Source organism: Thermoleptolyngbya sichuanensis A183, assembly GCF_013177315.1.
GTDB lineage: Bacteria > Cyanobacteriota > Cyanobacteriia > Elainellales > Elainellaceae > Thermoleptolyngbya > Thermoleptolyngbya sichuanensis.
In genome coordinates, this window is the sequence record NZ_CP053661.1 from 1,083,521 (window position 1) to 1,096,879 (window position 13,359).

At 57.6% G+C, this 13,359-nt stretch carries 3 protein-coding genes; 1 reads left to right on the forward strand and 2 read right to left on the reverse strand.

Going from position 1 to position 13,359, the window contains the following annotated elements; translation table 11 throughout:
* Positions 1-108: 108 nt before the first annotated feature.
* Complete coding sequence (locus HPC62_RS04685) at positions 109-8,040, reverse strand: LamG-like jellyroll fold domain-containing protein (protein ID WP_172353969.1); 7,932 nt, start codon at positions 8,038-8,040, stop codon at positions 109-111.
* Between the two features lie 954 nt (positions 8,041-8,994).
* Between HPC62_RS04685 and HPC62_RS04690 the strand changes: the two genes are divergently transcribed.
* On the forward strand, positions 8,995-10,593 hold the full coding sequence (locus HPC62_RS04690; RefSeq protein WP_172353970.1) for an aspartate:alanine exchanger family transporter: 1,599 nt from the start codon (positions 8,995-8,997) through the stop codon (positions 10,591-10,593).
* On the opposite strand, the gene HPC62_RS04695 is transcribed toward HPC62_RS04690, so the two are convergent.
* Positions 10,590-13,304 carry an MGH1-like glycoside hydrolase domain-containing protein gene (locus HPC62_RS04695; protein ID WP_172353971.1) on the reverse strand — a complete coding sequence of 905 codons (2,715 nt, stop codon included), beginning with the start codon at positions 13,302-13,304 and terminating at the stop codon, positions 10,590-10,592. The two genes, HPC62_RS04690 and HPC62_RS04695, sit on opposite strands and share 4 nt — an antisense overlap.
* Positions 13,305-13,359 lie beyond the last annotated feature (55 nt).

A 13,359-nucleotide genomic window follows, 5' to 3' on the forward strand; every position in this document is an offset into this window, starting at 1 on the left:
GGAACATACTTACTCGATGCGTGAATCAAAAAAGGTGTGCCGCTCTGAAAGCGAACAGCACACCCCACGATTTACAGAATCCTCAGGCAGTTGGTTGCCAGGAGTCGCTTATTGCACCTGGCTTTGCAGCACCGAATCCGGGAACACCTGGTAGTAGCGGCTCATATATTCAATGATGTAGCTCTCGGCGCTGGCCAGTTCTGGCATGAACCGAGAAATGACCTCACGAATTGCATCTGCCAGATCGCCATAGCTGCGTGTTTTTGACTGCACGTAGGGCTCCAATCGTTTGATCAGTTCCCAGTTGCTTTCGATGTTGGCGGCTCGCAGCGTGTCTTCGGCGGGCGTGGCGGCGGGAGAGCCATACCGGGGCAAGACGCGGCTGACGTAGGTGACGCGGTGCATCACGCGCCAGGGCTTGCCGACCTTCTGCTGGATGGACTGGCGCAGGGCGATCGCATTCGGATCGTTGCTCTGTTCCAGCCAGGCCCGGTCGAGCACCTTGTTTTCAAAGTCCTTAAAGTGTTCCTGGCTCGGCTCTAGATAGAACGTCATGAACCGATAGCCATCGACCTTCCCAGGACACTTGGCGCGATCGCCCTTGGCATCATACAGCGACAGACCCAACCGTTCTGCCTGCTGCGGGTTGGCGACCTGGATGTTGCGCTCCACATCCAGATCCACCGTCACCCCGAAGGATCGCTGGGAAGCGCTGGTCCTGGTCTTGGTGAGGGTCTGGCTGCCGCCCCAGAAGGACTCTAGCTCAAAGTTGACCGCCATTCCGGCGATCGCCGTGTTGAAGTCCATATAGCCCCCAATCTGACCCGACACCGAGAATGTGCCGCCAATCACCTCTTGCTGGGTCTCCATAAACTGCTGCGTTTCGGCAAACAGCCCGCCGTCGGCCGTCCAGACATAGGTGTTGAATAGGTTGCGGCGGGTCAGTTCGGGCAGCTTATCTTCCTGATTCAGGGCAATGCCGCCCTCGATCGCTGCACCAATGCTGGTTCCCACTAGGGGAAGAACGGGTGTCCCTCGCGCCATGCCCTTTTTGCCCGCAGGTTCCACGTCATAGCTGCGATAGTCGGCCTCTAGCTCCTTCTGCTCCCGCTCGATGCGCTGCTTTAGGGCATAGGCTTCGATTGGCTTGAAGTAGCTGCGGTCGGGGCTGGAGTCGGTGGTGTTGGGATAATCCACCGCATCCGCATTCAGCCCCACGCGCCCGTCCAGCGTTCCCTGTTTCACATACTTCGGATTCATGGGGAACATGATCACGTTCCAGTCTTTGGGAATGTCGGGGTTGGGTTGCATCCGCAGAGCTACCGTCACCCGCCGTGCCGGGTCGCGATGCTTCAGCCGCATCACAAACACATCCGCTGTTTCCGACTGTACCAGCGCAAAGCCGACGTTTTTCGGCACATAGCGCCTGCCCAGTTCAGGATAGCGGGGGTGGGCAGCCTCTTCCCAGTCTCCCTGAGCAGTCAGGCGGCTGAGGGTGTTCGTGGTTTTGCCAAAGCTGACGGTACTGTTTTGCAGCCAGCTTGTGTTGGTTTCCATATTGCCCTTAATGCCCAGCACCAGGTTCGTGTTGACAGTTTCCACCACCAGCCCAAATCCAGCTTCATTTTTCACCTTGAAGCCAGCACCGAGCTTCATATTGAGGGCAGTTTTGTAGCTGCGATCGCGCGTATTGGCGTAGGTATACATCATCTGGTCGGCTTCGGTGAGTTCCACCGTGCTGACCTTTTCGTAGGTATCGCGCACCGTCAGGTTTTCGCTGGGCACGGGCGGCGCACCCTCGATAAAGCCGATGAGCTGCGGGTCATACTGCGCCTGTCCCACCCACTCTAGTTCCAGATCACCGACCTTGTAGCCCGTTAGCAGTCGCCACTGGCCGTTGCGGATGTAGGCGTAGCAGCGCTTCATCACGCCTATCAGGTTGCCCGCCGAATCGGATTGCATATCGCCGTATTCCTGCACCGCAGGCGCATTCGTCAGCACGTCATGAAAGTCGGTCTTGACCTGGGCCAGGGCGCTGCGAACCTGGGCGGTTTCTGTGCTGACGGGGGCCGTAGACAGGGCAAAGTAAGCCAGTGTTGCGTCCGTCAGCGGCGAGTTGGGCGCAGTGCCCGGAATCGCTAGATGCAGCCCGCGCCCAGAGCCATCTTGCAGTGTGTTGCCCACTTCGCTGGCGTGATAGTAGGCAAGGAGCTGTTCAAAATCGCCTGCAATGGGGCGGAACAGATTGTCCTGGATTTGCTCCAGCGTGCGGGCGACTTTCCAAATGCGGACTTCATCTAGTTCGCCTGTGAAGGCGTGGCGCTGCAACGCTGGGTTAGCGGTCGGAGCGCTTGCATCCGTACCCAGCGAAAATCCAGGTGTACCCTCAAAGGGTGGCTTTTGACGGCTCCAGGCATAGGGCGTGTTGCTGGCGCTCCAGACATAGGTCATCACGACATCGCCGTTGAGATAGAGCCGCAGACGCGAGGCTTCTGGGTCGCTGCTCTGCACCCAGCGTGCGCCGTAGATCGTGGCGTGATTTGTGCCCTTAGAGTCTTGGGCGATCGCCCTCTGGTTTTCCTCCAGTTGCCACCAGCCGACCAGCCCCTTTTCGCGGCCCTTGATCGCTTTGCCCAATTCCGAGGCAGTGAGAGCACGGCTCCACAGGCGCACCTCGCCCAGTTCTCCCCGGAACGAGTGAGCGGCCATCTTTGTGGCATCTCGCGGGTCAGTCTGGCAAACAGCCCAGCCGATTTCGAGGGGCTGACTACCGCTGCCGATGGTTCCCTCAAACCGCTCTGGATTTTCCGCCTTGCTGACAGATTTCCAAATCTCATACTGCACGCCGTCCTGGCTGCGTGCATAGAAATGGAATTCATACCATTGATTGATGCTCACTTGAGCATTACCTTGAGCGGTTTCAGTACGGTGCTGGCGCGTCACGCCGACATGATAGACCTGATTCGGCTGGAGTGAAAATGAGGACTTTAGGAAGTGATTTTCGGGTGAATCCTGGTTGTCTTCAAAGGCGAAAACAAGCTTCCCTTCTTTGTTCACTGACAGAGAATAAGTACAGTCATCATCACTGCCGTCTTGTATCTTACCTTTGGTCAAAATGCCCTGGGGCTGAGCCAAATCATCCAGCCGAATGACAGCCTCGATCGTCAGGTCGCCCGCCAGTTCCAGCGTTGTATCGCTGCCACAATCCAGGCGATCGCCCGCCTTAAACCTTAGCGCGTGGGCCTGCTCAAACACTGCCGCAAGATGCTGCCACTGATTAGCGGATGCCATCGGGTCGGTGTAGACCAATTTGCCGCCCACTTCGGCAAACACGCGATAGATCGGCGCATTTTCTCGGAGCGCATCCAGGTCGTGGCTAATGCCCAGGCGATAGCGGGTAGACGGCGACCCCGACTGATGCTTCAGGATTTCCGTAAAGCCCTTGGGAAACGCGCTGTGCTTCACCCAAGCTTCTATCGTCAGGTTGGCTTCGGTTTGATAATCCGCTAGCCGCTGTGTCGTCGTCACGGGGCGAGCAGCCGCATCGAAGGAGAGCGCATAGCCATAGGCATCGGCGACCCAGCGGTTGCTGAGGGTGTCATCGCTGAGGACAGCGGTTCCTGGCTGCACTGGCTCCGGTTCATTGCCCGCATCCACCAAAAACAGCAGCGACCCATCCTGGAGCGATCGCGCAATCTGGTTGACCTGGGCATGAGCGTCGTAGTCGTAGGGCAGCAGATACACGCCCTCGTCAGCTTTGCACGCCAGCGTTACAGGGTCGATTTGCACCTGCATCATCTGCGAATTGACCCGGCGCAGAGCAGGACTGCCCAACACCCTGCCGTGGCGCTGATGGCGCGAATCGTCCTGGGCAACCAGACGACCCTCCCGCAGCACGAATCGCCAGCTTCCTGCCAGCGTTTGCCAGGCGGCTCCGGTGGGGTCGTTCAGCACGCGGCGCATTCCGGCAGCGATGTCGGCTTCGCTGCGGGCTTCGTTCCAGATGCGGAGTTCGCCGATTTGCCCTTTGAAGTGGCGATCGCCATTCCACTGCCCCATGAATAGCGGCCCGCCGCCCAGCAGCGCACTGCGGTTCGTCGCCGTGGCCACCAGTTGCCCATTCACCAGAATGGACTGGGTGCGGGCTATGCTGTCGTAGCGCCAAGCAACGTGATACCAGCGCTCTGGCTGTAGCACGATGGGGCTGCTGAGGTCGTTGGCCTCGCCAAAGAAGCCCAGATACGGCCGGCGATCGCGGATCGTTAGGTGCAGCGCCCGCAGCGCCGCGCGAGGAGCCGCGCTCCCCAACACAGGACAATCTCTGGGCGCGTCGGCTGCCAGGTTAATCCACGCTTCCACCGTAAAGCTGCGGTTGGGCAGGCCCAGCGCCTCGGCGGTGGTCAGCTCGACAAAATCGCTAGAGCCGTTGAACGAGAGCGATCGCCCCTGGAAGCCCGGAACCTCGCCCTTGGGCAGCATGGATTGCGCCGCCTGCACGACAGCTTTGGTCTTGCCGCTGCCGATCAGCAGGGTGTCGCCCGCCTTGAGGGAATGCGTTGCGGCGCTCTCCAGGTCAAACTGGGCGACGCTGCCGGATAAGGCTTCGGTGAGCTTGCCGAGATAAACCGGACGCGCCATGCCGTTTAGCACGGCGACAAACTGAGCGCGATCGCGCGGCACCCGCTGCCATTTTTCCTGGATACTCGTCGCCGCGTTTTGAATTGCCACGGTGCAGGTGTCGGCATCCTCTGCTGTGATAGTGATCTGGCTACTGTCGAGGGCGGCCCCAGCAGAGCGGGCGATCCAGCGCAATCCCGGCGTTTCGGGCTGGCTAAAGCTGGCGCGACCCGTCACCACGTCGTAATACGCGGCAAAGAACTGGTTGCTGGTGCCCCGGTAATACAGGCTGAGGCGACCCGTGACGCTTTCAAACAAGAGCGGCGTGTCCTTCGTCCAGGCAAAGCCCAGCACGGCTCCCGACACAGTGAGTCCGGTCGGATCGGCGCAGACAAACGGCATCGGCAGCGGGTTGTCTTGCCCAAACTCGTGCATCACCAGGCGCAGGTATCTGAGCGTGGGGATGCCGTCGGCAAGCTGGCTTTCCAGGAAGCTGATTTCACGTCGCAGGCGATCGCGCTCTGCCTGCAAGGCTGTGGTGGCTGCGTTGTAGAAGGTGACCAGATACCCCAGTCCTTCATCTCGCAGGTTTTCGTAATGCAGCGGTGCTACAGGTGGCACTTCATACGGCAAGCTGTTTACCGCAAGGTCGCTAAAGCGGAGCTTGACGTATTGGTTGCCCTTGAAGAAGAAAAAGTCTCCGGTTCCAGCGCGATGCACCACGCCGTCTACGCGAGTCCACTCAGTTGGGAAACCTGGAAAATGGTCGTGAATGCGGCCGGTGGTGCGATACCCGGTGTGGACTTCCCCAACGGGAGCATTCCAGCCCGTAAAGCGAAGCCAGCGATCGCCCCGAAAGAAGAAAACCTGTTCGTGCCCTCTGACTGCTGCATCGATGCCCAGCGCCCAATCGCTTTCATCAGGTTTGAGACTAAACGCCTCCTGAATTGACGAGATGTGATGTGGCGTGCTGGACGGTGTGATCAGGTTAACCCAGGGTTTACAGGCTGCACCTCTAAAGAGGTAGCAGTTGTTGAGTTCGCCAAAGGTGACGAGGGTATCCAACCCCGTCCATTCAGCCGGGAAATTCCGGGGATGGAACAGTTCGGCAATCGGTCGGATGGGCTGCTCGGTCAGGTTGCCATCGCGGTCGAAGACAAAGGCTGCGCCCTGAGTCGCCGTCTTGCCCACATACAGCAGCTTGTAGTAAGTCCGCCCGTTAATCGTTTCGCTGTAAGCATCCAGTTCTCCCGTGCAAATGGGAGCCTCCGCCAGCTCTGCCTCGATGTTTTTCAACGTGCTGAGTTTGGCGATGCGCTCACTCGTCCAGCGCTGTACGTCTTGCTGGAGCTGGCTATATTCTTCCAGGGTGTCGCTCAGCGTGCGATCGCCAATTTTGACGGCTTCGAGCTGTTTCAGGTTGAGCAGGTCGGGCACCTGTGCCAGGTTGCCATCCCGCGACACGGCAAAATCCAGCACGGCGATCAGCGGTTTGGCGGCGGTGTCGGTGGAGCGATCTTCCGTCGGCACGGCAAACATGACGCGGCCGTTGCGCTTGATCGGCTTCTTTTCCTCCGCGACATAGCCCACCCCTGCGGGTTCCTGCTGGTAATAAAACAGCGCCGTGCAGCCAGCAGTAACCGCGCGATCTTGAAAGGCAAAGCTAGAACGACGAATGCCCGGATGCTCGCCCACGGGCGCTTCCGACTTGATCCAGGGATGCTCGCTGCCTGTGATCTGCCCGTGCTGGGCAAAATCCGTCTGGTCATACAGCACCGTACCCGTGCCCTCGTCGCAGCGCCAGTAGCCCACCAGATCTAGCTCATTGCCCACCAGTCGGTGATGCCGCTCGATCTCTAGTTCGCGGGGCGATCGCGCTCGGCTCCAGATCCGCAACTCGTCGATCTGTCCTTTGAAGTGATCGCCCTGGGCCGTGCGGTTGCCGAGGAACAGCGGGTCATCGTTAATCAGAGCGCGGGACAAGTCATCGTCAACCGTGCCTGCGGCCACCCCGTCAATATACAGCGTAATCGTGGGCAACTCGGTGTGTTCCTGGTCAGCGCGGGGCGTAGCCGTCCGCACCACCGCCACATGATGAAACTGACCATCCGTTAGCGCTACTTCGGATATCAGCGCCAGCGTCCTTTGCCCGTCCGTGCGGAAGAAGCCGAGTTTGCCATTGCTCAGATAGCGCAGCGCATAGGGACATTCGCCGCGGCCCGCGCCTTTTTCCAAAATGTTGAACTGGGCAGTGGGGGCCTCATCTGGGTTGGCTTCGCTAATTTGTGCGGGGTCAGCTAGCAGCCACATCTCCAGCGTAAAGCCGTTGGCACCGGGCAAGTTCAGCCGATCTCTGGAGCGCACCGCCACGGCATCATCTACCCCATCCAGCAGCAGGGCCGATTCGGCAAACCCCGATTGACTCAGCAGCGGAATCAGCGGTTCGCCCGAAAAGGGACAGGTTCCTGGCTGCCGCTCGAATACGCTCTGCTGATGCTCTGGCTTGGGACTGGTGTAATACTGCGTGCCGCGGGTGTTGAAAGAGCCATTGGGCGATCGCTCGATGTTAAAAGAATCAAACCGCTGGGTCACTCGGTTGTAGGCAAAGATTTGCCAGCGCTGCACATCGGGAATCGCCGTCGGCAGCAGCAGCACTGTAAACCAGCCGTTCGTTAAATTGCGAACAAAGTCAAGCGTTTGAGTTGGCTCGTAAAAGGCTTTCTTTTCCAGATCTTCGTAGCCCAATCCGTCCTTGCGGCTGGCGGGCGAATCTTTGCGGCGGCTACGCTGATAGCGCACCTCTAGCTTGGGCTGGAGTTGCCCACCTGTGAATACAAACCGATCCATCAGCAGCGTATTGTCCACTACAGGAATCGGCCGCCCCTGAGCATCTTTCAGGACTTCGCCATGGGCGCTGGTTCGCCACACCATATCGGACGCATCCCGTGCCGCCGACTGACGAAAGACATACACATGCTGTTCGTCTGAAAGAACCTGAAACGGTCGAAATCCATTCAGACTGCCGTTCGGCAGAGATGCGCTTAATCGTGCCGTAGTAGATTGAAAGCTGTCTCGCTCTTTGGGTTCGATTAATGTTCCAGCAGGCAGCGCAACGCCATGTCGATTGACGAGCGGCATCCGCTGCGTCCCCGCTGCCGATTTGCCAACGATCGCCAGTTCATCAGGAAAGATCAGTTCCTTTGGCTCAATATCCCAAAATGCACTGTCGAGGGAGGTAGAAACACCAGAGCGCTCCATATCAAGAACTGTGTAATAGATATGGCGATCGCTATCCATCGCAAAGGCAATCACCGTTCCGTTATGGCGCACCATAGTCGTATAGACATAGGTCTTTTGTGCAGATCTGGCGGCGGCACTAGAGGGTTCATACACTTTGACAAAATTCCGTTCGAGGATAGACATGGGGGCTTGTCTCCTGTTGCTTGAAGTAAGGATTTGACAGGTAAAGTGCAGATTCTCGCTCAGCTTGCAAACACGCAAAACACTGTCCAGACGCAGCATTGCAGGGCAGGCACGGCCTTTGCCAGATGACAAGTACAATATCCAGCAATATCCAGCGCCCTTGATAGAGCCAAATTGGGGGCAATCCGGCAATTGACAAGGGTTTGTTGGCGTTACAGAGATTGAATTTTGATCAACGCCTGACCGGTGCTGATGAAAGGACAATGGTTGAAACTGCACCAGCTAAGAGCCATTTTGGATATGTCATGCTTATCTCGAGTGCATTAACCGAATGAATTACGTCTTTGCAGCGAAGCGAGGGGAACACTATTTGTTCCTTCAATCTAGAAAGAGACAATTCCGAAGTTGTGCGGAAGTTTGTTGATTCAAAACAGGATTTGATACGGCGCATTGTGATATCAATTCCTGATTTTTGCGAATAGAGTATATCGATTTTGGATTTTGGATTTGAGATTTTGGATTGCTAATCCAAGATTGAATAAGGCTTTTGGCGGTCGCACCCGTGGCTCTGCCTGCGAGAATCGCGGTTATCTTTGCAAAGCATCCAAGCAGCCAATCTTTTTTGATTGGGATGAATATCGTATGGCCAGTGCTGCAAGAATGGGAACTATTGGTAATCCGGTTGCTCACAAGGTTGACTCTATTACTGTGAGCTAAAACCGCTTAAAATCACCTGATTTTGTGATCAGAAACACGAAGCAAGGTGTCAGCGATCGCACTTCAATATTTTACAGATCGCAAAAGCCTGGTCATCAAGCGCGATCGCCCCCAATTGCATTCAAATACGCCCAAATGCCTCCAGCGTAATTTGGAAGACGACAGCGAACCAGGAAAAGGCGGTATGAAAAGAAGAGTGAGCGTGGCTTGGACTTCTCTTCTGTTCTGGAGGCAGCCGTGGAAGGATTGTGGGCGTTTCTCAGCGGTCAGCCAATTCTGACGCTGTTTCTGGTAATTGCGTTGGGCTATGCGGTGGGCGAAGTGGCGATCGCCGGATTTAGCCTGGGCGTGGGGGCGGTGCTGTTTGTCGGGCTGGCGATGGGTGCGGTTGCACAGGATGCTGCGCCGCCTGCGCTAGTCGGCACCGTTGGGCTGATTTTATTTTTCTACGGCATCGGCATTCAGTACGGCAAACCTTTCGTGGAAGGGCTGCTCAGCCCTAGCGGTCGCTGCCAAAATGCGATCGCCCTGCTGAGCGTGCTGGCGGCAGGATTGGTGACGGCGCTGCTGATGTCCTGGCTGCGGCTCGACCCGGCGCTGGGAGCGGGCCTATTCACGGGGGCGATGGTCAATACAGCGGCGCTACAGTCTGTGGCCGACAAGGTCGGAGGTGACCTGCCCGCAGTGGGCTACGGCGTGGCCTATCCGTTTGGCGTACTGGGGCCGATTTTGGGGATGTATCTGGCGCAGCGGCTCCTGCGGCCGCGAGTCGAGGTTCCCACCTCACGGGGCGTAGAGGAGGTGGAGGCGCTGGTCAGCCATCCGGCAGCGGTGGGAAAGTATCTGTCGGAGGTGACGGCGCAATTTCCCGACGAGGTGCAAGTGGTCGCCGTGCGCCAAAATGGTCATAACCGAATGCCGCGCCCGAACCTGCGCCTGCAAACGGGTGATGCGCTGCTGCTGCTTGGGGCCAAGGGCGACGCGCTCAAGCAAGCTTGCCGCACGATTGGCGATGTTGCCCCGTCGCAGATTATTCCTGACCACACCGAGCTAGACGACCTGGATGTGTATGTCTCCAAGCACAGCGTCATTGGGCATCGGCTGGGGGCGCTAAACTTGGGCGAGCATCCGGGTTGCACCATCCTTTCCGTGCAGCGGGGGGACGCAACGCTCTATCCGCATCCGGGGCTGGTGCTGGAGGCGGGCGATCGCATTTGGGCGGTGGCCGAGCGCGATCGCCATTCTGCCGTGCGTCAGTTTTTTGGCAACTCTGCCCGCAGCACGGCCGAAGTCAGCTACCTGGCGCTGGGGCTGGGCATGGTGCTGGGCGTGTTGTTTGGGCTGATTCCGTTTCCGCTGCCGGGGCTGGGGACGTTCACCTTTGGCGCAGCTGGGGGTGCGATGATTGTGTCGCTGCTGCTGGGCTGGCGCGGCCGCATCGGTCATTTAAACTGGACAATTCCACCTTCAGCCAATCTGACGCTGCGAAATTTTGGGCTGACGCTGTTTCTGGCTGTGGTGGGAATGCGATCGGCTCCGGCATTCTTCTCCACCCTCAGCAGCACGGGCCTGCAACTGGTGGGCGTGGGCGCGGCCATGACCGCCGCCATCGTGGTGGCCGCCTTTATGCTAGGCTGTGGGCTATTTCGAGTATCCTTTGACGAGGCGCTGGGCATTGTAGCTGGCGTGACGGGCAATCCGGCGATCCTGGCCTACGCTGCCAAGTCCGTCCCCACCAACAAACCCGAACTGGGCTATGCCATTGTCTTTCCCAGCAGCACCATCATCAAAATCATCGTGGTTCAGATTTTGCTGGTGTGGTTTGCGGCTCGTTAGCAGAAGTAGCGCTCCTGCCTAGCCCCTGCCGCATATCGTCCACACTGCTGAATTAGCTTCGCCACCAGCCCCGTCCAGCCCGTCTGGTGACTGGCTCCCAGCCCTGCGCCATTATCGCCGTTGAAATACTCATAGAACAAAATGTGATTCTGCCAATGGGGATCGGTCTGGAAGAGTTCTGCGCCGCCAAAAACAGGGCGCTGTCCGTCTGCGTTTTGCAGGAATAAGCGGGTAAGGCGCTCCTCCAAATCAAGCGACACATCCCACAGATTTTTAACCTGATCTGACCCGGTGGGGCAGGCCACCAGAAACTCGTCCCCCAGGTAGTGGTGAAATTTTTGCAGGGATTCAATCAGTAGGTAATTCACTGGAAACCACACCGGGCCGCGCCAGTTGGAGTTGCCGCCAAATAAGCGAGTGGTGGATTCTGCCGCTTCGTAGGCGACTCGATATTCGCTGCCATCGGCATAGAAAGTATAGGGATTGTCTTTGTGATGACGAGACAGCGAGCGGATGCCATAGGGGCTGAGAAACTCACGCTCATCCAGCATCTTATCCAGCACGCGCCGCAGCTTATCGGGACGCACCACCGCCAGCAGTCGCCGCCGCCCCATCCCTTCCGCCGTAAAGCTGGCGATATTGTGGCTCAGGTCTGGGCGATTCTCCTCAAACCATTCCAGCCGTTCCTTGAAGCCGGGTAATTTATCCAGCAACTCTGGCTCCAGCGTTTCCACGGCAAATAGGGGAACTAGCCCCACCATCGAGCGGATTTTGAGCTTGAGGCGATCGCCGTGGGGCAGATGCAGCACGTCATAAAAGAAGCCGTCTTCCTCATCCCATAGCTCCGTCTTGCCGCCGCCAATGTGGTTCATGGCATCAGCAATGTAGACAAAATGCTCAAAAAACTTGGTCGCCATGTCTTCATAGACCGAGTTTTTCTGCGCCAACTCTAGCGCGATAACGAGCATATTCAGGCAATACATCGCCATCCAGCTTGTGCCGTCGGACTGTTCTAGGAAACCGCCCGTGGGCAGCGGGGCGCTGCGGTCAAACACACCCACATTGTCCATGCCCAAGAAGCCACCTTCAAACACGTTGCTGCCTTCGGTGTCCTTGCGGTTCACCCACCAGGTAAAGTTCAGCAGCAGCTTTTGAAACACGCGCTCTAGAAACTGGCGATCGCCCTCGCCCCACATCCGCTGCTCGATTTTGTAAACGCGCCAAGTTGCCCAAGCGTGAACCGGCGGATTGACATCATTGAAGGCCCACTCGTAGGCTGGGATTTGCCCGTTGGGATGCATGTACCATTCCCGCGTCATGATATCGAGCTGGTATTTGGCAAAGTCAGGATCGATCATGGCCAGTGGAATGCAGTGGAACGCTAAATCCCACGCTGCAAACCAGGGATATTCCCACTTGTCGCACATAGAAATGATGTCGTCGGCATCTAGATGTCCCCACTGACGGTTGCGGCCATGCAGCCGTTCGGCAGGCGGAGCGGGCATGTTTGGGTCGCCCTGGAGCCAGCGACTGACATCGTAACGGTAATATTGCTTGCTCCACATCATGCCTGCAAACGCTTGGCGCTGCACATTGCGGCGATCGCCATTCATCGGAAACGGGCTGACCTTGTGATAAAACTCATCGGCTTCTTGAACCCGCGCTGCCAAAATCTGGTCAAACTCCGCGCCAAAGGGATGGCTAATAGACGGGCGATCGCTAAGGCGCAGACGAACCTGGCGCGTCTCTCCGGCGGGAATTTCCAGAACGTAGTGAGCGGCGGACTTGGTGCCCCGCTGTTCCGGATTCACTGCATCCGTTTCCCCGTGAATCACGGTGCGATGAATGGCATCTTTCACGTAAGGTGTGGAGTTACCCACGTTAAACAGCGCTTCGTAGTTCGTCTCGTTTTCAGTGAAATAAACAGGCGGCGTGATTTCGGCTCCGTTCACCGCCACTCCTTCGCAATAGAGCCAGTGTTGCCCCAGATCGGCGTGAGTAGAGGCGATCGCCGCAATACTCTCCAGCCCCTTCTGACCCAGGTGCGGCAGGTACATTCCCGGCTTTTCGACCGCATCACCCCAGTTCCAGGTGTTGCGAAACCACAGCGTCGGCAGCAGGTGCAGCGGGGCGGGGTCTGGGCCGCGATTCGTCACCGAGATCTGAATCAAAATATCCTCCGGTGCAGCCTTCGCATACTCCACCATCACGTCGAAGTAGCGATTTTCAGCAAAGATACCCGTGTCGATTAGCTCGAACTCCGGCGTGAACTTGTCGCGCCGCTGGTTTTCTGCGACGAGTTGCTCGTAGGGAAACGCTGCCTGGGGATACTTATACAGCGCTTTGAGATAAGAATGGGTCGGCGTGCTGTCCAGGTAGAAGTAGTACTCTTTTACGTCTTCTGCATGATTGCCCTGCGGCCCCGTCAGCCCAAATAGGCGCTCCTTTAGCACCGGATCTTTGCCATTCCACAGTGCTAGCCCAAAACAAAGCCGCTGCTTTTCGTCCGAGATGCCCAGTAGTCCGTCTTCGCCCCAGCGGTAGGCGCGGCTGTGAGACTGCTGATGCGAAAAATAGTCCCACGCGGAGCCATCCGCGCTATAGTCTTCACGAACTGTCCCCCACTGGCGATCGCTGAGATACGGCCCCCACTTTTTCCAGGGTGTCGCTTGGCTGCGCGATTCAAGCAGGCGTTGGTGTTCAGGAATCATGAGCATTAAGAGAGCAATGGCTAAACCGCAGCGCTTTGCGGCGTACTTTAATGCT

Excerpts from the sequence above, each read along its gene's own strand:
- HPC62_RS04695 (WP_172353971.1), bottom strand. The coding sequence starts at position 13,304 with ATGATTCCTGAACACCAACGCCTGCTTGAATCGCGCAGCCAAGCGACA.
- HPC62_RS04685 (WP_172353969.1), bottom strand. The coding sequence starts at position 8,040 with ATGTCTATCCTCGAACGGAATTTTGTCAAAGTGTATGAACCCTCTAGT.